At 66.7% G+C, this 24,805-nt stretch carries 32 protein-coding genes and 5 pseudogenes; 19 read left to right on the plus strand and 18 right to left on the minus strand.

The window, feature by feature from the left end; all coding sequences use genetic code 11:
* The 7 genes and pseudogenes from AB1285_RS23050 to AB1285_RS23080 form a co-directional block, all read left to right on the plus strand.
* Positions 1 to 119: ferredoxin (locus AB1285_RS23050; protein WP_429977936.1), on the plus strand; the 119-nt coding region annotated here is incomplete at its 5' end.
* 16 nt (positions 120 to 135) lie between these two features.
* Positions 136 to 183 (plus strand): annotated as a pseudogene (locus AB1285_RS23055) (hypothetical protein); the annotation flags it as partial.
* A 1-nt stretch (position 184) separates the two neighbouring features.
* The gene (locus AB1285_RS23060; RefSeq protein WP_429977915.1) at positions 185 to 538 is read left to right on the plus strand and encodes an FAD-dependent oxidoreductase; all 354 of its coding nucleotides are present in this window, start codon (positions 185 to 187) and stop codon (positions 536 to 538) included.
* Positions 453 to 695 carry a hypothetical protein gene (locus AB1285_RS23065; RefSeq protein WP_429977916.1) on the plus strand — a complete coding sequence of 81 codons (243 nt, stop codon included), beginning with the start codon at positions 453 to 455 and terminating at the stop codon, positions 693 to 695. Before AB1285_RS23060 ends, AB1285_RS23065 begins: the two co-directional genes overlap by 86 nt.
* Positions 685 to 1,068, plus strand: a pseudogene (locus AB1285_RS23070) (FAD-dependent oxidoreductase); the annotation flags it as partial. The gene AB1285_RS23065 and the pseudogene AB1285_RS23070, both read left to right, overlap by 11 nt.
* Positions 1,069 to 1,098: 30 nt before the next feature.
* The gene (locus AB1285_RS23075; protein WP_429977937.1) at positions 1,099 to 1,422 is read left to right on the plus strand and encodes an oxidoreductase C-terminal domain-containing protein; all 324 of its coding nucleotides are present in this window, start codon (positions 1,099 to 1,101) and stop codon (positions 1,420 to 1,422) included.
* Positions 1,419 to 2,258: an aldo/keto reductase gene (locus tag AB1285_RS23080; RefSeq protein ID WP_005050739.1), complete on the plus strand. Its 840-nt coding sequence runs from the start codon at positions 1,419 to 1,421 to the stop codon at positions 2,256 to 2,258. Before AB1285_RS23075 ends, AB1285_RS23080 begins: the two co-directional genes overlap by 4 nt.
* Before the next feature lie 99 nt (positions 2,259 to 2,357).
* Here the strand turns inward: AB1285_RS23080 and AB1285_RS23085 are convergent, their stop codons facing one another.
* Both AB1285_RS23085 and AB1285_RS23090 read right to left on the minus strand, forming a co-directional pair.
* Entirely contained in the window at positions 2,358 to 2,780 is a 423-nt protein-coding gene (locus tag AB1285_RS23085; RefSeq protein WP_429977917.1) for an IclR family transcriptional regulator domain-containing protein, read from the minus strand.
* 1 nt (position 2,781) lies between these two features.
* Positions 2,782 to 2,856 (minus strand): annotated as a pseudogene (locus AB1285_RS23090) (hypothetical protein); the annotation flags it as partial.
* Positions 2,857 to 4,029: 1,173 nt separating this feature from the next.
* On the opposite strand from AB1285_RS23090, the gene AB1285_RS23095 reads away from it, so the two are divergent.
* Complete coding sequence (locus tag AB1285_RS23095; protein ID WP_429977918.1) at positions 4,030 to 4,446, plus strand: hypothetical protein; 417 nt, start codon at positions 4,030 to 4,032, stop codon at positions 4,444 to 4,446.
* Positions 4,413 to 4,583: a hypothetical protein gene (locus AB1285_RS23100; RefSeq protein ID WP_429977919.1), complete on the plus strand. Its 171-nt coding sequence runs from the start codon at positions 4,413 to 4,415 to the stop codon at positions 4,581 to 4,583. Before AB1285_RS23095 ends, AB1285_RS23100 begins: the two co-directional genes overlap by 34 nt.
* 99 nt (positions 4,584 to 4,682) lie before the next feature.
* Here AB1285_RS23100 and AB1285_RS23105 read toward each other — a convergent pair whose 3' ends face one another.
* A complete protein-coding gene (locus tag AB1285_RS23105; protein WP_429977920.1) occupies positions 4,683 to 4,910 on the minus strand; it encodes a hypothetical protein in 228 nt (75 codons plus the stop codon).
* 367 nt (positions 4,911 to 5,277) lie between these two features.
* Between AB1285_RS23105 and AB1285_RS23110 the strand changes: the two genes are divergently transcribed.
* From AB1285_RS23110 to AB1285_RS23120, 3 genes are read left to right on the plus strand one after another with little or no spacing between them, the layout of a single operon-like run.
* Complete coding sequence (locus AB1285_RS23110) at positions 5,278 to 5,682, plus strand: Eco57I restriction-modification methylase domain-containing protein (RefSeq protein WP_429977921.1); 405 nt, start codon at positions 5,278 to 5,280, stop codon at positions 5,680 to 5,682.
* Positions 5,683 to 5,735: 53 nt separating this feature from the next.
* Entirely contained in the window at positions 5,736 to 5,867 is a 132-nt protein-coding gene (locus AB1285_RS23115; RefSeq protein WP_429977922.1) for a hypothetical protein, read from the plus strand.
* 11 nt (positions 5,868 to 5,878) lie between these two features.
* Complete coding sequence (locus AB1285_RS23120; protein WP_429977923.1) at positions 5,879 to 6,436, plus strand: hypothetical protein; 558 nt, start codon at positions 5,879 to 5,881, stop codon at positions 6,434 to 6,436.
* A 194-nt stretch (positions 6,437 to 6,630) separates the two neighbouring features.
* Here the strand turns inward: AB1285_RS23120 and AB1285_RS23125 are convergent, their stop codons facing one another.
* Positions 6,631 to 7,056: a hypothetical protein gene (locus AB1285_RS23125; protein ID WP_005050749.1), complete on the minus strand. Its 426-nt coding sequence runs from the start codon at positions 7,054 to 7,056 to the stop codon at positions 6,631 to 6,633.
* 35 nt (positions 7,057 to 7,091) lie between these two features.
* Entirely contained in the window at positions 7,092 to 7,493 is a 402-nt protein-coding gene (locus AB1285_RS23130) for a hypothetical protein (RefSeq protein ID WP_005050751.1), read from the minus strand.
* A 143-nt stretch (positions 7,494 to 7,636) separates the two neighbouring features.
* On the opposite strand from AB1285_RS23130, the gene AB1285_RS23135 reads away from it, so the two are divergent.
* Positions 7,637 to 8,026 (plus strand): hypothetical protein, encoded by a 390-nt coding sequence (locus AB1285_RS23135; protein WP_429977924.1) that lies wholly within the window; start codon positions 7,637 to 7,639, stop codon positions 8,024 to 8,026.
* 115 nt (positions 8,027 to 8,141) lie between these two features.
* Here AB1285_RS23135 and AB1285_RS23140 read toward each other — a convergent pair whose 3' ends face one another.
* From AB1285_RS23140 to AB1285_RS23155, 4 genes are all read right to left on the minus strand, one after another.
* The gene (locus AB1285_RS23140) at positions 8,142 to 8,282 is read right to left on the minus strand and encodes a helix-turn-helix domain-containing protein (protein ID WP_429977938.1); all 141 of its coding nucleotides are present in this window, start codon (positions 8,280 to 8,282) and stop codon (positions 8,142 to 8,144) included.
* 31 nt (positions 8,283 to 8,313) lie between these two features.
* The gene (locus tag AB1285_RS23145; RefSeq protein ID WP_429977925.1) at positions 8,314 to 9,249 is read right to left on the minus strand and encodes a hypothetical protein; all 936 of its coding nucleotides are present in this window, start codon (positions 9,247 to 9,249) and stop codon (positions 8,314 to 8,316) included.
* Positions 9,250 to 9,794: 545 nt separating this feature from the next.
* Positions 9,795 to 9,941 carry a hypothetical protein gene (locus AB1285_RS23150; protein ID WP_429977926.1) on the minus strand — a complete coding sequence of 49 codons (147 nt, stop codon included), beginning with the start codon at positions 9,939 to 9,941 and terminating at the stop codon, positions 9,795 to 9,797.
* A gap of 177 nt (positions 9,942 to 10,118) precedes the next feature.
* Entirely contained in the window at positions 10,119 to 10,277 is a 159-nt protein-coding gene (locus tag AB1285_RS23155; protein ID WP_429977927.1) for a hypothetical protein, read from the minus strand.
* A gap of 163 nt (positions 10,278 to 10,440) precedes the next feature.
* On the opposite strand from AB1285_RS23155, the gene AB1285_RS23160 reads away from it, so the two are divergent.
* Positions 10,441 to 10,611 (plus strand): hypothetical protein, encoded by a 171-nt coding sequence (locus AB1285_RS23160; RefSeq protein WP_429977928.1) that lies wholly within the window; start codon positions 10,441 to 10,443, stop codon positions 10,609 to 10,611.
* A 295-nt stretch (positions 10,612 to 10,906) separates the two neighbouring features.
* On the opposite strand, the gene AB1285_RS23165 is transcribed toward AB1285_RS23160, so the two are convergent.
* From AB1285_RS23165 to AB1285_RS23175, 3 genes are all read right to left on the minus strand, one after another.
* Positions 10,907 to 11,557, minus strand: coding sequence for an HNH endonuclease family protein (locus AB1285_RS23165; RefSeq protein ID WP_429977929.1), 651 nt, complete (start codon positions 11,555 to 11,557; stop codon positions 10,907 to 10,909).
* Between the two features lie 99 nt (positions 11,558 to 11,656).
* Positions 11,657 to 12,130: a hypothetical protein gene (locus AB1285_RS23170; RefSeq protein WP_429977930.1), complete on the minus strand. Its 474-nt coding sequence runs from the start codon at positions 12,128 to 12,130 to the stop codon at positions 11,657 to 11,659.
* A gap of 291 nt (positions 12,131 to 12,421) precedes the next feature.
* On the minus strand, positions 12,422 to 12,673 hold the full coding sequence (locus AB1285_RS23175) for a hypothetical protein (RefSeq protein ID WP_005050769.1): 252 nt from the start codon (positions 12,671 to 12,673) through the stop codon (positions 12,422 to 12,424).
* A 1,409-nt stretch (positions 12,674 to 14,082) separates the two neighbouring features.
* Here AB1285_RS23175 and AB1285_RS23180 point away from each other — a divergent pair.
* Both AB1285_RS23180 and AB1285_RS23185 read left to right on the plus strand, forming a co-directional pair.
* On the plus strand, positions 14,083 to 14,376 hold the full coding sequence (locus AB1285_RS23180) for a hypothetical protein (RefSeq protein WP_429977941.1): 294 nt from the start codon (positions 14,083 to 14,085) through the stop codon (positions 14,374 to 14,376).
* An 841-nt stretch (positions 14,377 to 15,217) separates the two neighbouring features.
* Complete coding sequence (locus tag AB1285_RS23185) at positions 15,218 to 15,439, plus strand: hypothetical protein (RefSeq protein WP_429977931.1); 222 nt, start codon at positions 15,218 to 15,220, stop codon at positions 15,437 to 15,439.
* Between the two features lie 5 nt (positions 15,440 to 15,444).
* On the opposite strand, the gene AB1285_RS23190 is transcribed toward AB1285_RS23185, so the two are convergent.
* Positions 15,445 to 15,663, minus strand: coding sequence for an Lsr2 family DNA-binding protein (locus AB1285_RS23190; RefSeq protein WP_082157160.1), 219 nt, complete (start codon positions 15,661 to 15,663; stop codon positions 15,445 to 15,447).
* On the opposite strand from AB1285_RS23190, the gene AB1285_RS23195 reads away from it, so the two are divergent.
* Positions 15,591 to 16,061, plus strand: coding sequence for an SDR family NAD(P)-dependent oxidoreductase (locus AB1285_RS23195; protein ID WP_429977939.1), 471 nt, complete (start codon positions 15,591 to 15,593; stop codon positions 16,059 to 16,061). The genes AB1285_RS23190 and AB1285_RS23195 overlap by 73 nt on opposite strands.
* Positions 16,062 to 16,120: 59 nt before the next feature.
* Here the strand turns inward: AB1285_RS23195 and AB1285_RS23200 are convergent, their stop codons facing one another.
* The 3 genes and pseudogenes from AB1285_RS23200 to AB1285_RS23210 form a co-directional block, all read right to left on the minus strand.
* Positions 16,121 to 16,528: an SDR family oxidoreductase gene (locus tag AB1285_RS23200; protein WP_429977940.1), complete on the minus strand. Its 408-nt coding sequence runs from the start codon at positions 16,526 to 16,528 to the stop codon at positions 16,121 to 16,123.
* A gap of 804 nt (positions 16,529 to 17,332) precedes the next feature.
* Complete coding sequence (locus AB1285_RS23205; protein WP_429977932.1) at positions 17,333 to 17,491, minus strand: hypothetical protein; 159 nt, start codon at positions 17,489 to 17,491, stop codon at positions 17,333 to 17,335.
* A 649-nt stretch (positions 17,492 to 18,140) separates the two neighbouring features.
* Positions 18,141 to 19,493, minus strand: a pseudogene (locus tag AB1285_RS23210) (IS3 family transposase); the annotation flags it as partial.
* Between the two features lie 257 nt (positions 19,494 to 19,750).
* Here AB1285_RS23210 and AB1285_RS23215 point away from each other — a divergent pair.
* Both AB1285_RS23215 and AB1285_RS23220 read left to right on the plus strand, forming a co-directional pair.
* The gene (locus tag AB1285_RS23215) at positions 19,751 to 20,269 is read left to right on the plus strand and encodes a transposase (RefSeq protein WP_429977933.1); all 519 of its coding nucleotides are present in this window, start codon (positions 19,751 to 19,753) and stop codon (positions 20,267 to 20,269) included.
* Positions 20,154 to 20,965: pseudogene (locus AB1285_RS23220) on the plus strand (IS256 family transposase). The gene AB1285_RS23215 and the pseudogene AB1285_RS23220 overlap by 116 nt, the downstream one beginning before the upstream one ends.
* Positions 20,966 to 23,213: 2,248 nt before the next feature.
* Here the strand turns inward: AB1285_RS23220 and AB1285_RS23225 are convergent.
* Positions 23,214 to 23,699: a hypothetical protein gene (locus AB1285_RS23225; protein WP_429977934.1), complete on the minus strand. Its 486-nt coding sequence runs from the start codon at positions 23,697 to 23,699 to the stop codon at positions 23,214 to 23,216.
* A gap of 654 nt (positions 23,700 to 24,353) precedes the next feature.
* The coding region (locus AB1285_RS23230; RefSeq protein ID WP_429977935.1) for a hypothetical protein at positions 24,354 to 24,805 on the minus strand (452 nt) is incomplete at its 5' end.

Consider the following 24,805-nt stretch of genomic DNA (forward strand, 5'->3'; position numbering starts at 1 on the left):
TCGCCGACCGCAGCGCCTGCCAGGGCTACGCCAATTGCGTTGTCGCCGCGGGCGACTACTTCGACCTAGATGACGACGCCCTAGTGATCGTTCTGCGCGAGGACCTGCCCCGACAGTGACCGCAAGCGAGTAGAGGAGGCGGCGCGCAGCTGCCCCGTCTCCGCCTTGGTTGTGGAGGACTGACGTGTCGCGGGTCGTCATCGTCGGCGCCTCTGTTGGTGGGCTCAAGACCGCCCAAGCCCTTCGAAGCGAGGGATTCGAGGGCGAGATCGTCCTGATTGACCAGGAACGCCATCCCACCTACGACAAACCTCCGCTCTCGAAGAAGTACCTCACCGGTGAGACGGCGCGACACGAGATCGAGCTTCTCTCCGAGCACGAGACGCGGGGGATCGGAGCCATCTCAATCTTCGGCACGCCCGCCGGCATCCCTCAACCTCGAAGGCCAGGTTGTGACGCTCGAGGACGGTACAGCCGTCTCATACGACACACTCGTGATCGCCACCGGGTCACGCGCCCGTCGCTCTCCGTGGGGTGAAGGTGAGCATATTCACTTGCTGCGTACCAGCGGCGATGCCGAGCGCTTGCGGATGAGCTGGCCACAGCGCGGCACCTTGTGGTCATCGGCGCAGGCTTCATCGGGGGGGAGGCTGCCGCAACGGCGATCACGGCGGGCGTACGGTCAGCATGGTTGACCCGTTCCCGGCGCCGATGTCGCGGGTGCTCAATGCCGAAGTCGGCCAGATCTTCAGCCGCAAGTATGCCCAGGAGGGCGTCGAGGAGTACTTCGGAAGGACAGTCGAAGGCGTCGAACAGACGGCAGACGGGGTGCGCGTGGTGCTCGATGGCGGCGAGATCATCGAGGCCGATGCAGCTCTCGTCGGTATCGGAGCTGTGGTCAACACAGAGTGGCTCGAGGGTTCCGGCATCGAACTCGACAACGGGGTGACCTGCGACTCTGGGCTGCGGGCCATCGGGCATCCTGAGATCTTTGCCGTCGGCGATATCGCACGTTGGGCGAGTGCGTCGCGCAACGTCTCGCTGCGCCTCGAACATTGGACCAATGCCGTTGATCAGGCTCGCGTCGTCGCACACAACATCGTCCACCCTGATGATTGCGAGGACTACGACACGACCGAGTATGTCTGGAGCGACCAGTACGACTGGAAGATCCAGATCGTCGGGCATACCGGATCTGATCACTGGACGATGGTGGGCGACCCTGCGCAGGACCGCTTCGCCGTCGTGTACGGCGAGAGCCAAGGGCAGGCCGAAGGTGCCGTCATCGTGAACTGGCCGCGTGCCCTCGTCGACGCCCGCCGCTCGGTCGCCTCGCGAGCGAAGGCGGACGAGCTGATACATCGGCTGCGCGCCCTCCTCGAGCCCTCGAGCACGGCTCCGGCGAAGGCGGCCGCCCGATGAGAGCTGACGACACCACCCTCCCCCTCCTGCACGGTCACCGCATCCCGCGAATCGGGGTGGGCACGTGGCCACTCACGGGAGACGAGTGCGCAACGATGGTCGAGAAGGCGGTCGGCTACGGTTACCGCCTGTTCGATACGGCGTACAAGTACGCGAATGAGGAGGCCGTCGGTGCCGGTCTGCGTGCATCGGGCATCCCTCGTGACGAGGTCTTCATCACGAGCAAGTTCAACAAGGAGGACCACAGCGTCGAGGGAGTGCAGCGCGCGTACGACCGATCGCTGAAGACCCTTCGCGTCGACTACCTCGATCTGTTCCTGATCCATTGGCCGGTTCCGGCCCTCGACCGATACGTCGAAGCGTGGAAGGGTCTGGTGAGACTGCTCGAAGAGGGACGAGTGAAGGCGATCGGCGTCTCCAACTTCAAGTCTCACCACCTTCAGCGCGTCGTCGACGCGACCGGTGTCGTCCCCGACGTCGATCAGATCCAGCTCAGCGTCGACATCGCCCGTGTCGAACAGCGCAGCTTCCAGCGCGCTCACGGCATCCTGACCGAGGCGTGGAGCCCGCTCGGACGCGGAGGAGCCCTGCTGTCCGATCCCGCGGTGACCGCGATCGCGTCGAAGTATGACAAGTCGCCCGCACAGGTCCTACTGCGCTGGCACATCGAGGAAGGGATCGTTCCCGTCCCGCGCGCCGGCGATGAGAAGCATCTCGCGCAGAACATCGACGTCTTCGATTTCACGCTCAGCTCGGAGGATATGGCGACGCTGAGTGGGCTGGATCAAGGCGAAGAAGCCGCCCGCGACCCGGACGATCCGGCCAACGGGCACTGAGGCCCACGGCGGCGGGTCGGTCGCTCCCGCAGCCACGCTCATCAGCGGCGTGTTCGCGTGCGCAGCGCATCCATGGGCGCTACGACGACCCGGGCCGGTTCACCCCAACAGTTCGGCGAGGCGGATCGCGGCGTCCTGCAGTGACCGCGCTAGGGACTTGACCTTGCCCGGCGGTAACCGCTGCACGGGCGCGGAGGCGTTGATCGCCAGTCGCAGTCCCGACGAGACGTGGACCGGGACCGCGACGCTCGCCACGCCGTCCTCGCTTTCCTGCCGATTCACGGCATAACCGTCCAGTCGTGTCCGAACCAGTTCGGCGACGAGTTCGTCTCGGGAACGTATGGAGTTCGGTGTGACGATCTCGAGCTGCTCGTCCGGGTACAGCCGGAAGAGCTGCTCGTCGCTCAGCTCGGCAAAGCAGCGGCCTTGCCGGTCGAGGTGCAATGCGCCGGCAGGGTCTTGCCAGTCTCGAAACCACGCGCACGGCCACATCGGGCTCGGCAACGGCGAGGAATCGGACATGGTTGCCCTCGAGCGTGCCCAGGTGGCAGGTCTCACCGAGGGCGGCGCTGAGGTCCTCGAGGATCGGCTGCGCCAGTCTCGGACATCCATCCTGCGCAGCACCGAGAAGGCCACCGTCGTCAGCGCCGGGCCAGGCCGTAAGCCTTGGTCACCGGTTCTGCCGCACGAAGCCGCGCCATGCCAGCATCGCGAGAAGTCGGTGCGCGGTCGAGGTCGCCACCCCGAGGAGGGCACCGGCGTCCGTGAGCCGCAGCTCGTGCTCCTCACCCAGCAGCAGGATCAGCTTCAGCGCGTTGTCGACCGACTCGATCGGATACTGGGGTGGATCGCCCGGCGACCGAGCTGTCGATTCTGCACGGCAGAAAGCTTACTTGCAACGTGGGCGCGCTCCTCCTGCACCGCGCGCTCCGATGCCGACCCGACAGGCGGAGGATCGTCTCGCGGTGCCACTGCAGCCCGTGCCACCCCACGCCGCCCGCGTGGCTCCTGTGACGGCCCCGACGGCCCAGGCGCTCTACGGTCGGAGCAGGACCTTCAGGCTGCTGGACGCGTCGCGGGACTGCTCGAAGGCGGCGGCGGCATCGTCGAAGGCGAACTCGTGGGTCGCCAGCGGCGACAGATCGATCCCTGGGCGTCGGACGCCTGACGATCGACTCGAGGACGGCCTCGTACTCGCGATGAGCGATGGCGAACGACTGCGGGTGCCACAACTGATAGATGTGTAAGCAGCGTTCCGGGTAGGAGTCCACTACCCGCCCCAACGGGATGTCTGCACGCGCGACGCAGCAGCGGAGGAACGCGTGGTGCGCCACCAGCCAGGCGTCCATGTCACCGACTGCAGCGCCGCATCCATTAGCGTCCCGTACTCGCGCGAAGCGCCGATCTCGGAGCGCAGCATCCGTCCACCGTCCGGCGCGCGCCTAAGGACTCCAGCTGAAGCCGGACACCGTAGAGCTGGTCGACCTCTTCTACGTCCGGGTGATACACCGTCGCTCGGCGATGGTATCGGCCTCGTTTGAGCCTTTCTTCCCGCAGCAAGCGAAACGCCTCGTGCAAATGACCTCCCCGTCGATCCAGGTCTTTTCAACTTTCCATCCTGCGTGAGGCGGCAGTGGCGGTGACACTCCACTGCTCGGAAGAGCACTATTTCGCGCTATTGATTCCGGACCCCGATGGTCGGAAGCTGTTCAGTGCCGCGTCATCGGCGCAATACGCTGGGAGACGGGGCTTCTCTGCCCGGGAGGACACCATGCAACCAGATAACCTCACGGTCACGGCTCGGGTGGCGCGCACAGCCGTCCCCGGGCGGCTGGACGATCTCACCGAGTGGGCGCATGGTTTCACCGGCCGGGCCCAGTCGTTCCCCGGCTACCGGGAGTCGAAGGTCCGAGTCTCGGAACGGCACCGGCGCCAGGTTGTCGTCGAGATCACGTTCGCTTCCCCCCCTGACCTCATCCGGTGGGAGGACAGTAAGGAGCGGCAGGCGCACCTGCAACAGGCCGTGCCGCTCACGATCGGGCAGGCCCGTCCACTGACTCCGGACGCCCTCACCGGTGCAATCCCGACGCCGGTCCCGCGCGCCGCGGTGGTGGACGGCGATTTTAGTGTGGATCGCGCTTGGTACCGCCTGCCATGTTCAACGCCTACTTCATCGCTCCGCTCCTGACCGGCCTGCCGCCGTACCTCCAGATCCTATGTACGACGCCACTGACCGTCGCGTGCGTCATCTGGGTGATGTTGCCTCTATTGCACGCGCTCGAGGAGAGCATCCGCCACTGGCTCGCGTGGCGGCGCGGGCGCTGAGCGTCTGCCCCATTAGGCGCTGTCGCGGCGGGCAAAGCCCTCTCCGCTCCCTCTTGTCAATCTTGCCTACCTTGGTGAGGGGCATGTCGTCGACGGCGATCAGCCGCTCGGGGTGCTTATGCTTAGCCACCCCGGCGGACTCCATGGCGGCGCGATCCGTTCGAGCCCGAGCGGGCCGCCCTCCTTGAGACTCACGTAGACGCATACCCGCTCGCTGAACACGGGGTCGAGCATCGCGACGGCGGCCGCTAGATCGAAGCTGTCATAGCGGTAGACGAGGTCCTCCACCTCTTCGCACGAAATCTTCTCGCTGCCTCGGTTGATCATGTCGAGATGTAGCCATCCTCGGTGAAGGACCGCGCGTTCGTCTCAGGTGCGCGGTAGCATCCGCGCGGGGTGTAGCGGATCGGTTTCCTGCTCGAGCATAGATCGACGGCTCATCAGATGCCTCCAGAGTTCTTTCGTCGGTTATGTCGGTGTGGTGATCAGCGGCGGCGCTGGCGCTTGCCGCCCCAGAACGCGCGGACTGCCATGGTGATCGCTTCGTCTTTGGTGAGGCGATCACCACGGGCGCGGCTTCGTCGCGTGCCTGGTTGATGTACTCGAAGACGTCCGGAGGTAGTCGGAAGTCGCGGGGTGTTTTTCGATGCGCTGGACATTGTACGGGCCGCGCTTCTTGCCGGTGCGGGGCGACGTGTCACACCCCAATCAGGGCGGCTTCGACGTCGTCATCGGCAACCCACCCTACGTCAACCGGCGCGAGCTCAGCTACCGCATCACCGGCTTCGAGACAGACAACGTCGACGACATCTACGCCTCCTGCTGCGAGCGCTCGGCGCAGATCACGCGCCCGGATGGCCGGCTCAGCCTGATGTCGTTCCCATCCGCAGCCAGTTCGCCCGATCGCGACGAGTCACTGCGGAAGTTCTACGAGCGGCGGTTCGATGCGATCTGGGTGAGCACCTTCCAGGAACGCCCGGCTGCCCTGTTCCAGGTGAAGGTGCGCAGCACGATCATCACCGCCGCCGGGTATGGCAGCGTCTCCGAGCTGCACACGACGCTCACCACAGCTGGATCGAGGCGTTCCGTCCGCATCTGATGGCGACACTGCGGTATTCGCTTCGGCCCGCCGGCTCGCGGACCCCGAACTGGATGCGCGCCAGCAGCGACGCGATGTTCGAGCTGATCGACACGCTGCTTGCGAAGGGCACGATCTCCTCGACGCCGCTTGTCCGTGTGAGCGACTACTCCGTCGGTTTCAAGAAGACGCCACGTACTTCCTGAGCACGTACACGGTGCCGCCGGTCACCTACGACAAGACCACGCACGCCACGGTGCCCCTCAACGAGGGGAAGCTGTTCGTTCAGAACCGGAAGGACCAGCTCGCGGCCAGCGCGATCGCGGCGTCGCGGCTGGCGTTCCTGTGGTGGACGTTCACGGGCGACTGCTTCAACGTCACCAAGGGCACGATGTCGCAGATCCCATTCTCCCCGCACGCTTACGGGCAGGACACGTTCGATGCTCTGGTGGAGCTCGGCGAGAGGATCGAGGAGGCGCTGCCGGCCGTGCGCTCCTGGGATCTCAACTCCGGGAAGTACGTGGGCGGGTACGCGATCCCGAACTGCGTCATCTCACCGGTCAGGCCGACGAGATCATGCTGGAGGCGATCGGCCGCATCGATCTGCTGCCGGAGATCCAGTACGCCCACGCCGGATGTACAAGAGCACCGGGATTTCCGCGACGACACTGCGAAAGTTGCCGTTCGAGGTCGAGGTGTGACGCGCGACATCCGCACGGGTCCTTTGCCCTCGAGCGACTGCGATCGTTCGTCCGGGTCAGGATCCTCTGAGTGATGGATATGACAGGTAGGCGCTACCGGATGAGTTGACCCATCTCCCAGTCGCCGAGAGGGATCGTCCGACAAGTTCTGTCAGCGGTCCAAGCGGGACGGTGGCGGTCAGGTTGATCATCGCCGCACAGCATAGAACGCGTTCTCGAACTCGATGGGCGGGACGACACACCGACAGCGGTGGGGTGCCTACCCTTCTCAGGCGGAGTCACGGAGCGAGGTGACAAGCTCCGCGGGGAGGGCAAAGACCTTCTCGAGCAACGGGAGAAGGTCCCGGACTGCCTCGAGGTGCTGCTCTTCGGTCAGATCGTCGATCGCCGGAGGCTCGTCGCCAGTCCAGCCGATCGCTTCCGCCACGATCGTCAGGGACCAGGAGTCCCACCTGAGCCGCCCCTCGGATCGCAGCTGCTCCCGGAACTGACCGAGCACGCCCACGGGCTGAAACGCATTGCGATCGCGCGCGAGCTCGTCGCGAACGTACAACATCGCCGTTTCGAAACCGAGCAGGAACGTGTGCACTCGCTCGAACGTGACGGGCTGCCCGATATACATTCCGGATCGCTTCACGAATGCCTCGGCGATCGAGTAGACCGGCAACTCGGCCGGCCCGTTAGTTTCACTCATCTCGACTTCCCTGCCAGCAGCTCAGGAGACGGTCATTACCCGCGGCGCCGTTTGCGGCCCCAGTAGGCGCGAAGCGCAACGGTGACGATCTCGTCCTTGGTGAGGCGGTCGCCGCGGCTGGCTGCATCCTGCTTGGCCCAGTCCATCAGTTCAAGCGCGTCGTCGGGGAGACGGATCGAGACGGGCTTCTTCTGGACGTAGACGACGTTGTAGGGCCCCCGCTTCTTCTTCGCCGGCGGTGGCGTCTCCGCCTCGGCCGACTCAGGAGGCGTCGCGCTCGCCGCTGCCGGCTTCTGGCTTGCGCGAGGTGCGCGTGCGGGTGCTTCGGACGTCGCTGCCTGGTCGACGTCGCTGGTGACTTCCTCAGCGGGGGGCGCGGCCTTGCGTGCGCGGGGCTTCGCTGCAGCTGTGGGCTTCTTCGGGGCGGCCATGGTCACTGACCACCTCCTCGGTTTCCACGGCGGCGAGCGCGGCGCTCCTCGATGCGCCGCTTCTCTTCCATGCTGATGAGCTCCGCCGGCGACAGCGAGCGGGGGCGGCGAGTGCGGCCGCGCTCGGCTGCCTCTGGTACTCGGTCGTCTTGGCCGTGCTGACGACGTTGAGGGTGACGCCGGTGATGGTGTCGCGGCTGGTGTCGAGGTTCACGTATCGGTTCTTCGACTCTTCGCGGAACCAGCCGAGGGCGTCGCCGCCGTTCTCGTGGATGCGCTTGAGCATCGTCGAGGCGTTGTACGAGTTTGACCTCCATCACGCGGCCGTTGGAGAAGGTCAGGTGGGCGGTGATCTGCTTCTGCTTGTCGTGGGACTGGCCCTTGGCGGCGTTGCGGACCTGCTTGATCAGTTCGGCGTTCGCCTGCTCGCGGCCCTTCGCGGTGCGGCCCTTGGGGATGCGCATCTCGATGTACCGGTCGCCCCGGTGGCGTATGCCACGTCGACGCGCAGCCGACCACCCTGGCGACCCTCAACGTAGGTGCCGCTGAGGTCTTCGGGGATGACGGGCTTGGCGCCGGCCTTTGCCTCGCACGGGGGCGATCGAGCCGTCCTTGCGCCGGCGCCGCGGCGGGACGTGGGTGAGGCGTCCGGTGTCAGCGAGCTCCTGGAGCGCCTGGCGGTAGAGGGCGCCGCTGGTTTCGCCGTTTGAGGATCTTGCGGACCATTCGAGGCGAGCGGTGCAGCTCCTCGGCGATCTCGGCCGTGCTGATGCCCTTGCGCCGCAGATCGCGGATGAGGTCTTGGCGGTGCGCTGCTGGTCAGCCATCAGCCCTTCTCCTCTGCCTGCTCGAGCGCCTTGGCGATGCCGGCCCGCTCGGCACGTGCTTTCAGCGCGTCACGCTGCCGCAGCGTCTCCGGCGTGATGAAGGATCCGTTGAGGTAGCCCTGCAGGCGCAGGCGCCCGGTCTTGCCGTCGTCGCCGCCGCCGATGAACCGGTCCGGCAGGGACCACGCCGGCAGCTTGGTCGTGTAGATCGCATCACCCTGGATGCCGATGAGCGTCGAGGGGTCGACCGTGAGAGCACCGGAGTGTAGCCGCCGAGGGAGCTGGGGCCGTGGAGGACGCGAGCGCGTGCGCGACCCCAGACCTGGGCGGCGAGCTCCGGGTGGTAGAAGCTTCGGGTGCGGTCGTTCGGGCGCGACGGGATGCGATAGATCCAGAGGTTGCCCTGTCGCAGCATCTTGGCCCTGTAACTCGGGCGGGACGTCATCGGGCGACGCGGCGACGCGGGTCTCGTCGCGGCCCGCGGCGGCGAATGCACCGATCGAGTGCAGCATGATGTTCCGCAGCGCGGCGAGCACAGCGCGGCGCAGGTCCGGGTGCATCTCGTCCTGCAGCTGGACTCGCTCGCGGGCGCGCGTCATGCGCTCGGTGAAGGTGTCTAGAGGCTTGGCCTTGCGGAACACCACGGCCTCGTGAGGGCGGATCTCCCACCCGTGCTTGAGGGCGACGTGGATCTCGCTGCCGTCGGCCCAGGTGTCGTGCACCGCTCCGGGCGGTTCGGATAGAAACCAGCCTTCGCGAACGTCCAGGTGCTTCACACCGAGCAGGCCAACGTGGTTCCAGCCCTGAGGGACGCGGAACCGCACGTGGAAGCGGGCGCGCGCGTAGGGGTCTTGCTCGAGCAGCTCGTACGCGGCGGCCTGGTTCAGCGGATCGCGGGGCCGATACCGAGCTCGGCGCCCGACGCCGGCGAACATGAACCGGCCGTCGACGTAGGCGAACTCGCTGATCTTCTTCGTCTTGGCCGGGTCGATCAGGCGGGACGCAGTCCTCGTGCTTGGCGAACGACTCCCCCGCGACCAGGTGGTCGTAGTGGTGCAGGCCCGAGGTGAAGTGGATCCTCCTGGGCGATGTCGTCTTCGACCGGCACGGGGTTGATGTTCTTCGGCAGCGACAGCGCCCACAGGTTCGTTCCGTGGCGGCAGGGCTGTTGAACAGGCGCGCGTTCTCGTCGGCGTGCGAATGATCGACGCGGTGACGTTCCAGGCCAGACGAGCCTGGGCAGGGGTCAGCGGCCCGTCGCCGAACCACTCCTCCGCGGTGCGGACTTCGATCTTGAAGCCGGTGACCGCGTGCTCGAACCGACCGGTGGGCGGGGCCGTTGTTGACCCAGTGGGCTCCGGGCTTCCAGTTCGGGGTCTGGACGTACAGCAGTGCCGCACGCCAGGCGCAGGCTCGGGGCGCTTCCCGGTCAGCATGATGCGGTTAGCGCCGTACGAGGCAGCCGTGTCGAGCAGGTCCGTCAGGTTGGGGTTCTTGCGGCGCTCGCCGATGACGGGGCGAACGGGCGTGCCGGCGTCGGTGACGCCTTGCCGGTGGTCTGGTCGACCCAGATCGTGGGCACGTCCTTCGGCGTCCACGGCTTGGGTCGGTAGTTCAGCTCGTCCATCTCACCCCCTCATTCGTCAGGTTATATTAGTCAAGAGTGCTTGAAAATTGCAATCAGATTTCGCAGTCGACGGGCGCTCCATGAAGGTCTGGCGGGGTCGCTAGGACGCGAGGCGGCCGCCGTAAGAGCGCCCGCGTCCGTGGTAGGACTCTGCGCCCTTCCGCAGCCCTTCCTCGGTCATCCCAGCAGGAGGGCGATCTCTCGCTGGGTCAGCTCGGCCGCGCGCGCCTCGTCGACGACTTTGCCGCGGCGTTCGCGCAGCTCGTCCGCTTGCGCGAGCTGCTGGCCGATGCGACGGAGCTCCTCACGGATGGCGTCCCGCGTCCTGTTAGCCATGCGCCCCAGCATCCCAACCAGTTGGTCTGGTTGCCGAGCGGCGCGCCGTAACCGCGAAAGTGGTTATATTCATCCAGCTGAGAGGAGCGCTGATGACCGGACGGCACCTCACCACGGCGGACGTCGCCGAGAAGCTCGGCGTGTCGTCGTCGCGGTCTACAAGATGCGCTCCATCAGCAACAAGCTGCGCAGAGCCGGCCAGGAGGGTCCTCTGCTCCCCGAGCCGGTTGCCATAGAAGGCAACTCCCCGCTCTACGACGAGGCCGCGATCGACGCATTCGCGCAGGAGCGCGCGCGCAGGGCGCCCCGCAGCGCGGCCGCCGGCCGCGACTGATGCCGGGACTGGCGCGCGATGCGGCTTTCGCGGAGCGGTTGCGGGCGCGATCGCGGACGGGGCGGGGGCGCCCGAGGTTCCCACGCAGGCGGACTCTGATCGACCTGCTCGCTTGAACGTCGTCACGTTCGGTGAGCGGATGCGAGGGCGCACCCGCTGGACCGACGCCGAGCTCGAGTGATCAGGCGCACCCTCGGTGTCGACAACGACGGATGCCGAACGAGGTCGTAGACCGCGCTCGCGCGGCCAAGCGTCAGGCGCGCGCGGCGAGATCCCACGCGGGTTCGTAGCGGCTTCACGACATGCTCCCGCTCTCGTCGCTGGCTTGCTGGGCAGCGCAGGTTGAGAGCGTGTCCACGAGCGCACCGCGGTCGGCTCGTCGACCGCGAGGTGCCAGGTGTCGACGATCTCCGTGTAGCGGGCGACGTAGGTGCACACGTAGTCGGCGTTCGATGGCAGCCACAGGGGCTGGCCCGTGGTCGTTCTTGGCCGCATTCGTGTTGCCATCGACGGCGATCGATGTTGTCGAACGAGTTGGCAGAACTGAATGCCGCTGCTGCTCGGTCCACGCCCACGCGCCCCCGGCGTGCGCCGCCGAAAGGCTGACGATGTGGTCGATCTGGACGCCGGAGCTTCCCGGGGCTCCAGGGGCGGCGATCCGGTCGTGCTCGAACTCAATGCGTGTGCCCGTGTACGGATCGGGGTCGAGCACGCCGGAGAGCACCGTGCAACCGTCACGGACGACGTCCCTGCAGCTGGACGGCGAGGAGATCGTCTCGCTGATCGCAGCCGTTCCCTCGATGTCGATCCAGCGCTCGCCGAACGTGGCGCGGCGATACTCGGGAATCTCCTCGGTGGATCGATCAGCGGCAGCTCCTGCGCGACTGCGGCTGAGCGCGGTGTAGTCGTAGGTCGGGTCCGGGCGGGTGCCTGCGGGCGCGTCCATGTGTCGATCCAGGAGGTGATGCCCAGCTGGTGGGCGCCGAAGCCGAGCGCGAGAGCTGCGACCGCGGCGAGGGCTGTGCTGGCGCGGCGGGTGCGTCGTTCATCTGCGCTCCTTTGCCTGTGCGGTGTCGGCTTGGTCGAGCAGCAGTATGGTTCGGGCGATCTGGGTGCGTTCCTCGTCGATGACCTCGAGGGTTTCGTCGTCGGCGTCGAGCTCTGAGAGTGCGTGGCTCTGCGGCGGAGCTGGTCGCCGAGGTGGAACATGCCGGCACTGAGGAGACCTCGGCGAGCGCGGCGCGCGGGCGCCTTGGTGGTCGGCGCTGACGGCGAGGTCGTCGATGATCTCGATGAGGGTTGCGCGGGATCCCATCGTTGGGTCTTCTCCTGGAGTGAGCTCTGCGGAGCGCTTCACGGTTGAGCAGCGTCTGGAAGAGCCTGTGCATCCGTTGGGTGAGGGGGCGGCCGTCGCGGCGGGTGCAGTTGAGCGCGAACTCGCGGAAGCTCCATCGGACGGTGACGGTGTGCCGGTCTGGATGGTCATGGCTTCCTGGAGGCGCACGGCGATGTCGGTCATCAGTGCTCCTCGGTTCGGCCCAGGTGGGGGATCTGCTTGAGGTGGGCGCCGCGGCCGTTGCGAGCTGGGGGGAGATCGCGCAGCTGGGCAGGTGCAGTCTCGCGTTCGGCCCGTGGCCTGCTGCCGCGTGGGGTGTGGGCTGCCGCGTTGGCCGGGTGTGCCGGGCGCCTCGCTGAGTCAGCGGGAGGGGGTGAAGCGCAGCGACAGGGCCCAGCGATGGCCGCCGAGCGCGCGGACGACCCGCAGCCACTCTCCCTCTTTGTGGAGTCGATGGTGAAGGTGTTCGGCTGGTCAGACATCTGCGGCTTCTTTCGGTGCGAAGGGGCTGTTCTTGGCGTCGCGGAGCATCTGCCGGGTGATCGGCTCGGTCTCCTCGAGCGAGGCGAGCGAGAAGTAGTGGCGGCGGGCGCGGGCCGCTTCGGTGCAGGTGAGCAGCTGGCGGTTGCCGTGGTTCGGGCATCCTCCCTTGCTGCGGCATCCGGCCAGGTAGCCGGCGGTGGTGCCGTGCAGGGCGGCTTCGAGGATGTCGAGCGTCTTGCTCATCAGGCGGCCTGCCGGAGTCGAGGTCGTCACGGGTCGCGGTCGATGGTGCGGACGTCGACGCCGAGCAGGCTCGCTGAGCTGGGGTGAGGCTGAGTCCGCGTTCGGTCCCGCGTCGGGTGGCTTCGAGGCGCTCGTCTCGGGTGAGGCGGACGTTCTGGCCGGCGAGAGCGAGCTCGATCGCGATCTCGTCGAGCAGGGGTTCCTGCCCGGCTGTGGCGGTGCCGGGTCGTGTCGATGTCGTCCCAGGCCAGCGGCGGCAGCCAGCCGTGCCGGCGTGCGACCGTGAGTGCGTAGGAGCGGCCGACCCGCTGCGCTCGGGTGTGGGTGGGGGGCTGCTGGTCCAGAGCTCGTCGTAGAGCGCGGCGATGTCGTCGTGGACACGGATGTCCACGTAGGCGCCTTCGAGTGCCTTGTTGACCTTCCAGCGCGGGTAGCCGAGTCGGGCGTGCGATCTCGTGGTGGTTCCATCCGATCGCGGCCAGAGCCTGAGGCGCCGGCGGGTGCCGCGGCCGTTGACTCGGCCCTGCGCGGCGCGAGAGTGCTGCTGTCGGGGGTGACTGCGAGGAGTTTGCGGGCGGTGGCGCCGGTGACGAACCGTGCCGTCTCGCTGTTGAGCAGGCGACGGACCGTGGCGCCGCCGACGCCGGCGCTGATGGCGATCCGTTCGGGGATCATCCCGGTTGTCGACCAGGTGCCTGCAGGTGCTGCCGGATCGGCTCGATGGGTTGGTGCGCGTCCTGGTATCGCCCGTAGGCCAGGAGACGGTAGCGGGTCGCGGCGGCGGCGCGCGTTGCCGTCCATGCAGGCGCGGCACCCGCAGAGGTGGACGACGTAGCAGGTTGGAGAGTCAGCCCGTGCTTGTGGTCCGGCGGGCAGGTGTGGGTCCGCATCTTCTCCTCCTCACAGATGGTTATATTCCCGAATATAACCCGTTCCCGAGGGTTTGGAACCCCCTCACTGCTAAGGGGTGGCCCCAGAGGCTCGAAGTCGACAATCTGAACGAGCTACAACGTTTGTTGCGGTTTCTCGCTACACTGTGCGCATGGCAGGATCAACTTTCGCTCGTCTGGGCGAGCTCGCGTCACAGCGTTAGGGCCTGGTGACCACCGCCCAGGCGCTCGAGGCTGGCGTGGCGCGCCCGACCCTGACGCGCCTCGCCAACAGCGGCGCGCTCATCCGCGTCGCGCGCGGCGTCTACCGCCTCGCCGGCGCGCCAGAGCACGAGCAGGAGGCGATCCTCGCGACCTGGCTCGCCCTCGGCGGCGCCGACCGTCCCCGCACAGACACCGGCGTCCCGCCCGTCGTCGCCGCAGGCCAGACGGTCCGCGCAGCTGCATGGCATCGGCGACTGGTTCCCCGGGCCACTCGAGTTCGTCGTTCCCACCCGCCGCGGTACCCGCCTGGACGGGGTGCGGCTCCGCACCCGCGAGCTCGCGCCCACCGAGGTGGTCTCCGTCGACGGGATGCCGACCATGAGCGTCGAGCGCACGATCGCCGACCTGATCGAGCAGTGGGTCGACCGCTCCCTCGTCGCCGATGCGCTCGCCGACGCCGCGGACGCGGGAAAGCTGCTCTCCCCCGCCCGCCTGACCGAGTATCTGGAGCCGCTGGCCAAGCCCAACAAGTACCCCTCGGGTGCCGCGCTCGCGGCTGATCTGCTCGCTCTTGCGGGCGTCGACGCGGTGGTGCCGGCCGATGCCTGAGCCCGACGGCTACAAAGACTGGACGGGGCTTGCGCAGGCGATCAAGGCGGCCGCGACGAAGGCAGCCGGTGACGCGCGAGCGCGCTGGATGTGAATGCGCAGATCGTGCAGGCACAGCACGATCGTTTCCTCGCCGGGTCTTTGCGGAGGGGGAAGAGTCCGAGTGGCTGCTCAAGGGCGGCACGGCGATGCTCGCCCGGGTGCCGAAGTCACGGTCGACGAAAGACCGGATCTGGCTCGACCGGCGCCGCCGATCTGGATGCCGCGCAGCAGGCGCTCGAGCAGGCAGCCGCGCGTGATCTCGGCGACCATGTGCGGTTCCAGCTCACCCGTGCCCGTGCGACCGGGCGAGGAGAGAACCAGCCGGGTGTCGCGACCCGGCGCCTGGTGTTCACATGTCTGGACGCGAACACCGGCCGGAGGATCTCCGACATCCCCATCGACGTGGTCGTCGGCCCTCCCCCCGGTCCGGCCGCGTCGAGACGATCGAGCCGTCGACGCGGCTGCAGCCTGGGGCGGCCGGTCCCGTCGCACCCCTACCGGCTGTTCCCGATCTCCGATCAGGTCGCGGAGAAGGTCACTGCGACGATGAGCACCTACAACGGCGCCCCAGCAGCCGCGCGAAAGCCCGGTGGACATCGTCATCCACCGTCCCCATTGCACGCACGCAGCGCGTCGACCTGCGCGAGCTGCAGATGGCCATCGACGCGAAGCGGTGCACTGTCAAAGCTCGACTCGTTCACTACGGTTCACGGTCCCGGACGGTTGGGACGGGTCCCTACCGGGTGCTCGTGCGGCCGGCACGCCCTCAGCCGGCGGGATCACCGATCTGGGTGAGGCCGTGGCTCTCGCGCGTCAGCTGATCGATCCCGCGCTCGCCGACGCGCCCGTGCAACCGGGGACGGTCTGGGTCCCTGGCTCAGGCTGGACACAGAACCCTCCGCCGGCCGGAGCCGGGCGGCAGCGGATCCCCTTCGGGGGAGTCCACGTGCGCGCGCACGTGCGCTCCGGTTATCCCGTCACGGAGCACTGGCGCGCAGCGCGCGGCTCAGCCCAGGAGTGACCGCGTCAGTGCGCCGCGTCGTACGCCTCGAGGATGGACGCGGGAACCCTGCCGCGATCGCTGACCTGGTGTCCGTTCTGACTGGCCCATTCACGCACCGTGTTGAGATCGGCCCGTCCGCCCCGCGACGTCCTCGCCGGACGCCGGGTGGCTGCGCCGATGCGGCGCGCGCTCTTGGCCCAGGCCTCGAACTCGAGATCGATCTCGAGTTGCTTTCCGTCGATCGCGAAGGTCGCGGGATCGAGCCGCTCGCCAGGTCGCGCACACCACCGCGAAGGGCGGCGTCATCGCGATGACGAAGTCGCTCGCTGCGGAGGGCGCCCGCTACGGCGTCCGCGCGAACTCGATCTCGCCTGGCTTCGTCAGCACCCCGGCGACGGACAAGGCGGTGGATGCGGAGGGCAAGGCCTGGCAGGTCGGCAACGCGCTCATTCAACGCCCCGGCACGGGCGAGGACATCGCGTACATGCCGCTCTACCTGGCCTCCGACGAGTCCTCTTGGGTGACCGGACAGAACTACAGCGTCGACGGCGGCGCGACCGCCGGGTGGCGGAACGACAGCGGAGACGGACCGACTGGCCGCGAAGAACGGCTGACACGCGGGTCGCGGCGCGACCGGTGACGGACGTGAGGCACGGTGTCAGCTGACACCGTGCCTCCCGTCCGTCGTGGCCACCTCGTCTAAATCGCGAGGTACCCGCCGTCGACGGCGAACTGCGCGCCGGTCGCGAAGGCGGCCGCGTCGGAACCGAGCCACGCGACCATCTCGGCGATGTCGTGCGGCGTGCCGAGTCGGCCGATCGGGTGCTTCGTCAGCAGCGCGTCCTTGAAGCCGGGGTAGGTCTCCTCCAGCGCGTCTATCATTGGCGTCTGGATCACCCCGGGCAGCACTGCGTTCACGCGGATGCCTTTGTCGGAGTACTCCACCGCGGCGGCTGGCGTCGTGAGGCCGATGACGCCGTGCTTCGACGTGACGTAGGCGGACTGGTGGGCGATGGCGACCTGCCCGAGGACGAGGGCGGTGTTGATGATGGATCCGCCGCCCTGCGCCAGCATCTGCGGGATCTCGGCCTGCAGCGCCGGTTCAATATTCGCACAGAGGAAGTTGGCCCCACGGCGTTACTGCAGTCAATCGTTCTGTTGCGCAAGCCCCCGCAGGTAAGCACGTGCGTCGTCGAGGCTGACGACATCGCCGTACTTCGCGTCGATGTCAAAGAGGCTCGGCCAGGTGCGGACAGGGCTGCCCGGTCGCCGACTGCCACTTCGACGACGATGGTGTGGAAGCCGTAGAGCAGGCGTCAACCGCCGAGGCGCGCACGCACCCACTGGTGGTGCAGCCGACGATGATGATGGTGTCGACACCCGTGAGATCAAGCGTGCGGCGAGATCAGTTCCGAAGAAGCAGGATGCGTACTTCTTCACCAGGGTCATCTCGTGGGGCAGCTGGCCCAGCCTGCTGTCGACCTCCACCCATTCGCTGCCCTCCACCAACAGGTGGTTGGGACGGGATCTTCTTGATCCAGAGCCCCGCCTCCTGCAATTCGGTGTCGTACGCGACCGTCGAGAGAAGATGGGGATCTCGAGTTCACGGGCGGGGACGAGTAAGGCATTGGTGGCGGCCAGCTGTGACTCAGTTCGCCTGACAGGGGCGAACGGCTGTCCGTGAATCCGGTGATCAAGTCTGACGATCAGCAGCGCCGGCTTCTCGCCGTAGCCGATCCGGCCGCCAATCCCTTGGCCTTGAACTCGTGCGCAGCGTGCGTACTCATCGAGCAGCTCCGTATTCGTCACGAATCGGCTCTCCTGTTCCCCGTCGACTGATAGTGCGCCGCGATGGCATCGCTCGTCGTCACCCAGACACCATCGTGAGACGTGATGTGCTCGAGGGCCCGATCAAGGTAGCGGTGGCGGAACGGCTGGCCGACGATGAACGGGTGCAACGGTCAGCGACATGACGCGACCCGAGTGCTCGGAGTCTGAATAGAGCTGATCGAACTGGTCGATCACCGCTTCCAGGAACTGCGGGCCGGTATAGCTCTTACTCACGAACATCGTCACATCGTTGAGTTCTATCGTGTAGGAACGCTGAACATCCCGTCGACGTTCAGCGGATACGGCTGATCGTCGTTCGTCCAGTCCAGGACGTAGTCATACCCCAGCTCCGAAGGATCCGCGGCGTCTCGAACGTCTCTGTGAGCGCCGGGCCAAGCCAGCCCCGCGGCCGTACTCCGGTGGCGGAGGCGATTGTACCGTCACGTCTTGAAGGTAGGCGCGCTCCGTGTCAGCACCCATTCCAGCTTGGAAGGTGAATTGGTCGCGGCCATGCGCGAGCCACGCCCAGCCGCGTTGCCGGCCTGCCTCGAGAAATCTGGGGGTAGTGCCGACAAACGTCGGAGTTGAGAAGCACACTTGCGGCACTCCATGTCGGTCGAGGCTCTCGATCATCCGCCACAGGCCTACCCGCGGACCGTAATCGCGCCAGCCGTAATTGAGTGGATCCGGCTGCAGCATCGCGTACCGCCGAAGATGCTCGTGGGAGGGCTTGTCGATCTGATAGTGCTCGATGTTCAGCCCGACATAGAACGCCACTCGGGCCCCATTCGGCCACGAAATCGTCGGTCGCTCTCCGTGATCGGGCTGTAATCGAAGCGGAAAGTGTCAAGGCGGGTGAGACAGATTCCGTCAGGCGGTCTGTATGAGGGGCCTCCTGTGAGGGCTGGTTGATCCAGGCGGCCTCGGGCAGCTTGGGCGCCTGGGGTCGGCGGTGGCCGAAGCGCTCGGACGGGCGGCGTAGGCCGCGTCCAGGGTGGCCTGGCGCTGGGCGCGGACCTGCCCGGCGGTGCCGAAGTGGACGCTGGCGGGGGTGTGCAGCCCGATCCCGCAGTGCGGTGCTCGTGGTTGTAGTAGGCGAAGAACTGCTCGGCGAACGCGCCGGCGTCGGCCAGGGACCCGAAGCGCTCGGGGAAGACCGGGGCGTACTTCAGCGTCTTGAACGCCGCCCTCGCTGTAAGGGTTGTCGTTCGACACGTGCGGGCGGGATGTGCGACCTGGCCACCCCGAGGTCGACGAGCAGCTGAGCGACCGGTTTGGAGGTCATCGAGGTCCCGCGGTCGGCGTGGATCGCCTCCGGCACGCCATGGATGCCCATGGGCGTGCTCGAGCAGGTTCTTGGCGATCTCGGCGTCCCTGCGGGCCGCGATGGTCCAGCCCACGACGAACCTGGAGAAGATGTCGAGCACGACGTACAGGTCGTAGTACACGCCCCGCTCCGGCCCCTTGAGCTTTGTGATGTCCCAACTCCACACCTGCCCCGGCGCCGTCGCGACGAGCTCGGGCCGGGTCCGGGGCGGGTGGCTCGCCTGCCGGCGCCGTTCCCCGGCCATGTCGTGCTCGCGCAGGATCCGGTGCATCGTGGACATCGAGCACAGGTAGGTGCCCTCGTCCAGCAGCGTGGCCCAGACCTGGGCGACCGACTTGTCCGCGAACCGCTGGCTGGTCAACACGGCCAGCACGTGGGCCCGCTCGGCGGCGGACAGCTTGTTCGCCGGTGCCGGCCGCGGTGTCCGTGGACGTGGCGGTGGCGGGTTCTTGGCCCGGTAGTGACTGGCGCGGAGCGACCCAGCAGCGCGCACGCAGCCGCGGTGCCGACGTGCTCGGCCAGCCCGTCGACGGCCGGGTTGATCACCGCGGCGACCGCGGCGGCTTGTCCGCGCTCTCGGAGAGCGTCTCCAAGAGCGCGTGTGCTTTTCCCCATCAGGTCCAGCGCCGCCCTGGTCTTGGCCAGCTCTGCCTCGGCCTTCTCCGCCCGGGCCCGTAGCGCCTGCAGCTCCCGCTCGCGCCGGTCCCGCGGCTTGCTGCCCAGCCCGGACAGCGAGCCGGCGGCCGCGGCCTTGCGCCACTCGATGATGTGGGAGGTGTACAGGCCCTCCCGGCGCAGGATCTCCCCACGCCCAGAGCGGTCCGCGGCGTCGTACTCGGCCAGGATCGCCGCTTTGAACTCGGCGGTGAACGTCCCGCCTCTTGGGCCGGTCAGCACGAGGAGCCATAGCCCCATCATCGGTGCCGACGTCAGCAACCGTCATCGTCATCTCAGTATTGGTCCGTTCTCGCCCCGTGCAGTGCGAAGGTCAGCAGTGCTGGTGTCCTCACCCCATCCTGACGCACAGGGGGCGGCTGGACGATCTCACCGAGTGGGCGCATGGTTTCACCGGCCGGGCCCAGTCGTTCCCACGGCTACCGGGCCTGGAGTCCCGCGGGGTGGTGGTCTTCGGGCCGCGGCGTCGTGACCGCGACGGGGTGAGCCATCGTGCGATGGTCAGTGAGAACGACCAAGAACTCACACAGAAAGACGACACCGCACGATGGCTCTTGACCAGTCTGCCCTCTCGAGCTGCTCGGGGAACTGAAGCTCACCGGCACCACCGACCGCATCCGAGCCGCGACCGAGCGGCTCTACCAGGAGCTGATCGACGCGGAGACAGCCGCATTCATCGGCGCCGCCCCTACGAGCGCACGAGCGAGCGCACGACTACCCGCAACGGTTCCCGCCGGCGGTGCTGTCGACCACGGCTGGGGATCTGGAGTTGCGGATCCCGAAGTTGCGGCAGGGGTCGTTCTTTCCCGTCGCTGCTGGAGCGGCGCCGCCGGGTCGACCAAGCCTTGTTCGCGGTCGTGATGGAGGCCTACCTCCACGGCGTCTCAACCCGGAAGGTCGATGACCTCGTCAAAGCGCTCGGCGCTGACACTGGCATCTCGAAGTCCGAGGTGGTCCCGCATCTGCCAAGGGCTCGACGCCGAGGTCGCATCGTTCCGCGACCGCTCGCTGTCTGACATCGCCTACCCCTACGTGTTCACTCGACGCGACCTACGCAAGGTCCGCATCGACCACCGTGTCGTGTCCCAGGCGGTCGTCGTCGCGATCGGCGTCGCCGCTGACGGGCGGCGGGTCGTGCTGGGCTTCGATGTCGGAGACAGCGAGACCGAGGAGTTCTGGAAGCAGTTCCTGCGCTCGTTGAGACACGAGGTCTGGGCGGGGTGAAGCTGGTGATCTCCGACGCCCACGCCGGACTGAAGAAGGCCGCAGCGACCGTGTTGCAGGGCGCCGCCTGGCAGCGCTGCCGCGTCCACTTCATGCGCAACGTCCTGACCGCCCTCCCGAAGGGCCGGCAGGAGATGGTCGCCAGCGTGATCCGCACGATCTTCGCCCAACCCGACGCCGAGCACATCGATGCCAGTTCGACGAAGTCGTGCGCATGATCGAGCGCGTCCACCCCAAGACCGCCGTGATGCTCACCGACGCCCGTGACGACATCCTCGCGTTCAAAGCGTTCCCCGCCCGGCATTGGGCGACAGATCTGGTCCACGAACCCGCTGGAACGCCTCAATCGGGAGATCAAGCGCCGCACCGACGTCGTTGGCGTGTTCCCGAACAACGCCGCCCTGCTCCGCCTGGCCGGCTCCGTCCTCGTCGAGCAACACGACGAATGGAAGCCGCCGACCGCCGCTACTTCTCCGAAGCCTCCATGACCGAGCTCACCGCGACCACCCCCACCATCGACGAGGCGGTGATACTCCCCGAGATCACCGCCGCCTAAACTAACGACCGCTGATCATCGCAACGAAGCGAAAGACCACCACTCCAAACGGACGCGGCCAAGACGATCGGCAAGGCGGGTGTCGCCGAGATGCTCGGTTTAGTCGTAGAAACGCCGACCGCCCGGGCCTGGCTCATCCAATACCTGCAAACCTCGCCCAACTACGCGCACAACGGCGATCAGCAGATGAGTCGTTCCGCGCAGCGGCTCTCTCCGACCGCCCGCGCACAAGGGCACGATGTTGTCGTGCCGGCCTGCACACACTGTGATCGAGATCTGCTGCTCGGAGCCCAATCACCCCGACGGCTCACGATGTTGTCACGGGTGCTATACCAAGGCGACACCGAAGATCTGCGGCCGATGCCACCTCCCTAAGATCATTCGACGCAGACTCGAAGGACGGCTCGGCCGTGTGCGGGACGTGCTGGAGGAAGGATCCCGCCAACTACCGGCTCTGCACGATCTGCGATCGGATGCAGCCAGCGCACAAGCGAGTCGACGGCCATAGCGTCTGCGAGAACTGCGCGGATGGACGCATCGGGCGATGTGTCCACTGCCACAAGACCCGACCATCGCCGTCTCCTTCCTCGGAGGAGACACCTGCGAGTCGTGCTACCGGCACGCCCAAGTCCACGAAGAAGAAGTGCCCCACCTGCTACACGAGTGCTCTGCTCGTCGCGGTGGACGAAGCCGGCAACCTGGTTTGCAGCACATGCGCCGGAACCCCACCCCGATACGCATGCCCACGTTGTGGCAACGAAGAGCCACGGTACGGCCGCATCTGCCATCGCTGCCACGCAACCGACTGCGTCAATGACCTCTTTGCCGAAGGAACCGCGCGAACGCGCTCGCTCCTCGACCCCTGCAAGTGCGGCTACTCGATCACCCTGGAACCCCAATCGATGGCGAAGTGGACCAAGCGAAGCCGCACCGCAGCCCTGCTCCGGAAGATGCTGCGTGAGGAGATCCCGATCAGCCACACTGCACTCGATGATCATCCAGCCTTCCAGCCTGCCAACCTACTCCGGCACTCGCTTACAGACGTCGGCATCCTCAAGCCGCGCGATGAAGGTGGAGTCCGGTTCGAGCGATGGCTCGACGCCTTCCCTCAGCGACCGGCCCGACTCTGTCGCGCGACACCTCACACCGTTCTGCCGATGGGAAGTACCGCACGCACCCGCCAGCTCATCAGGCAAAAGGGGATCACGGACGGGTCCTACATGCGGGCGCGACTGATCTGCCGCACAGCAGAGATTCCTCAACCACCTCGACCAGAACGGCATCGATCTCGGGACAGCGCCGCAGAGCGTCGTCGAGCAGTACCTCGACGACAACCCAAAGGAAGCCTCCTCCCTGCGAACTTTTCTCCGCTGGGCCGCGCGGACGGGCCGCGCAAGACGGCCTCCGACCCATCAAAGCATCCCAGCGGTCTCAAAGCGACCAGCTACCCACCAGACGAACACAAGAAGTGGCTCCAGAGACTGAGCACCGACGAGTCGCTGCCGCTGATCACGCGGATCACAGGTCTCATCAGCGGCCTCTACGGTCGACCCGCTTCCCACGTATTGCGCCTCACGCGCGCGGACATCATCGATGATGGCAACACCCTTCAACTTCGGCTTGGACAGACTCCAATCACCCTGCCACCCGCCACTCCCAGAGCTCATTCGAAGCCAGATCGACGCGCCCCGACGATGGGATACCGATTCCGATTGGCTCTTTCCCTCCAAGCTCAGGGCGGGTGCGCATGTCGACTACGACCCGTCCCGTGACCAGCCTCGAAGCGCTCGGCTGCAGCATTGTCGCGCTCCGAGGCTCCGCAAATGCTCAACCTCGCCAGCACCATGCCGATCGGTCCTCTCTGTGACCTCACAGGCGTGGCGCCAAGCGTCGCCCGACGATGGCAAATCGCAGCCGCAGCACCATACGCAAAGTACCCCGCGATGCGACAACCTGCGCGACCGTGACAAAGCGGTGAGCAGTTCCCGGAAGCGTTGCACCAACAATCGATCCGAGTCGCCCGCCGACGATGGCACCGACGAGAAGACACCCGCCCGGGACAAGGTCAAGGGCTCGCACGCATTCGGGCGGCTTGGCCGGTGAGCGCAACACCCGACTTACCCGGCATACCCTTGCCCTCGAAGCGATCTAGACGCGTGTTGGCGAGCAGAACAGTCCCATTAGTGTGCCGCGTCGGGCTGACTATGGGCCATCGAGCTGATCGTGGAAGCGAGTCCTGCTCGTGCCGCGGGTTGGTCCATCGCCTGGAGGAGCGCCACCGACGCCGTTGCGCCACTGCTACTGCTGGTCGATGCGGCTTCCTCATTCAGCCGCTCGACCAGCACGAGTGCCTCGGGCACCGTGGCAGCGACTCGTGCGAGGTGTCGTGCGAGGATCTGCGCTCGTGCTCGCGTCGTCTGGCCGCCGGGCTTGATGTACTTGCGTCCTTCGGTGAGCGTGGTTCGTGCTTGTTTGGCTGCCGGCGACATGCCGCTGCTGTGCTCGCTGAGGTACTTGGTCGCGAGGTTGGAGAGGTTCTTTCTGCTGAGTTCGTGCAGCGACTCCAGCGCGATTGCGCTTTCGCGCTCGGCCTGCGATAGCGCTAGATCCAATAGGTCGGCGAGTGATCGGGGCAACTCTGGAGCAGTTTCCGCGAACTGCGCCAATCGCGCTCGTCAGCAGCGCGCGTCTCACGGCGGGGAACTCAGCGCCGAGATTGTCGAGATAGAGCTCACCAGCGAGTCCGGCACCGAGGGCGGTCAATGGAGTTTCTGCTGTGGTGGTGTCGTACTCGGTCACGATCTGTATGACTTCGTCTGTGAGGTGCTCGCGCCGCTTGAGAAGTCTTCCCGCGGCGAGGAGCCAGGTGTTTCGCCAGTGGCTAGACGGAATGAGCGTCTTCAGTCCGCCGAGCACGGTTGCGTCGTCGCCGTCCGTGAGGGCTCGCGCTGCCATGTACTCCTGCAGGGATCTGACCTCGAACTCATACTTGGCCGGCCTGCGTGAGACGAGCATGACGACCCGTTCGGTGGAGAGCCGAAGGAGTTTGTCCGCAATCGTCTCCGACTCAGTCTCATCGAATCCGGCCATGGTGAGACGCCTGCGGAGGATTCGACCGATTTCCGTCTTCGTCAGTACGGCGTCGGATTTGCCAGGTTGTTCGGTGCGTGCCTGCAGTTTGATGCCGGCTTGTTCGTGCAGGTGATCGATGTGTTGGCGGAGTGTCTTGAGTTCGGCGAACCGCCTCGCTCTTGGCGAGCTCCCGCTCGTACACCACCTTGTAGTAGCGATCGAAGAGCTCGAACCGGTCGCTGGGAAGGTCAACGGCCTCCTCTGCAAGGGCGGTCATGATCGTCACCTGCAGGGGTGTCGTCATCAGTCTCTGCGTGACTCGTTCGTGAACAGCGGTGATGAGCCGCTCGGTGACCTGCGCGGCGAGGTCTGGGGTCTTCCGACGTTCGGACGGCTGTGAGCGCTTCGGAGTAGCTCAGCGCTTCGCCTTCCGTGAACTCGAGCAACTCCAACTGTTCACACGGTAGAGCGTCGCCGAACTCTCCGCGGTACCCCTGCGGGCGAGTGGTGGCGACGACAAGAACGTCGGCGCGTTGAGCGCTGAGTTCGCTCACGAAGCTGCTGATGGCATCGATCAGCCTGCTGCGCACTTTCGCATCTGGAACCTCGTCGAGGCCGTCAAGGATGAGGCAGGCCGGCCAGCTGCTCATCCATTCCAGCAGGGCGCTCGGGTCGGTCGGGTTTCCCTCCACGAGGATTG

The organism is Microbacterium sp. NRRL B-14842 (genome assembly GCF_050470785.1).

Coding starts and splice junctions, on each gene's coding strand:
- AB1285_RS23080 (WP_005050739.1), top strand. CDS start 1,419: ATGAGAGCTGACGACACCACCCTCCCCCTCCTGCACGGTCACCGCATC.
- AB1285_RS23085 (WP_429977917.1), bottom strand. CDS start 2,780: ATGTCCGATTCCTCGCCGTTGCCGAGCCCGATGTGGCCGTGCGCGTGG.
- AB1285_RS23095 (WP_429977918.1), top strand. CDS start 4,030: ATGCAACCAGATAACCTCACGGTCACGGCTCGGGTGGCGCGCACAGCC.
- AB1285_RS23100 (WP_429977919.1), top strand. CDS start 4,413: ATGTTCAACGCCTACTTCATCGCTCCGCTCCTGACCGGCCTGCCGCCG.
- AB1285_RS23105 (WP_429977920.1), bottom strand. CDS start 4,910: ATGATCAACCGAGGCAGCGAGAAGATTTCGTGCGAAGAGGTGGAGGAC.
- AB1285_RS23115 (WP_429977922.1), top strand. CDS start 5,736: ATGCGCGCCAGCAGCGACGCGATGTTCGAGCTGATCGACACGCTGCTT.
- AB1285_RS23125 (WP_005050749.1), bottom strand. CDS start 7,056: ATGAGTGAAACTAACGGGCCGGCCGAGTTGCCGGTCTACTCGATCGCC.
- AB1285_RS23145 (WP_429977925.1), bottom strand. CDS start 9,249: ATGTTCGCCGGCGTCGGGCGCCGAGCTCGGTATCGGCCCCGCGATCCG.
- AB1285_RS23150 (WP_429977926.1), bottom strand. CDS start 9,941: ATGGACGAGCTGAACTACCGACCCAAGCCGTGGACGCCGAAGGACGTG.
- AB1285_RS23155 (WP_429977927.1), bottom strand. CDS start 10,277: ATGGCTAACAGGACGCGGGACGCCATCCGTGAGGAGCTCCGTCGCATC.
- AB1285_RS23160 (WP_429977928.1), top strand. CDS start 10,441: ATGCGCTCCATCAGCAACAAGCTGCGCAGAGCCGGCCAGGAGGGTCCT.
- AB1285_RS23165 (WP_429977929.1), bottom strand. CDS start 11,557: ATGGACGCGCCCGCAGGCACCCGCCCGGACCCGACCTACGACTACACC.
- AB1285_RS23170 (WP_429977930.1), bottom strand. CDS start 12,130: ATGACCGACATCGCCGTGCGCCTCCAGGAAGCCATGACCATCCAGACC.
- AB1285_RS23175 (WP_005050769.1), bottom strand. CDS start 12,673: ATGAGCAAGACGCTCGACATCCTCGAAGCCGCCCTGCACGGCACCACC.
- AB1285_RS23205 (WP_429977932.1), bottom strand. CDS start 17,491: ATGTTCGTGAGTAAGAGCTATACCGGCCCGCAGTTCCTGGAAGCGGTG.
- AB1285_RS23215 (WP_429977933.1), top strand. CDS start 19,751: ATGGTCAGTGAGAACGACCAAGAACTCACACAGAAAGACGACACCGCA.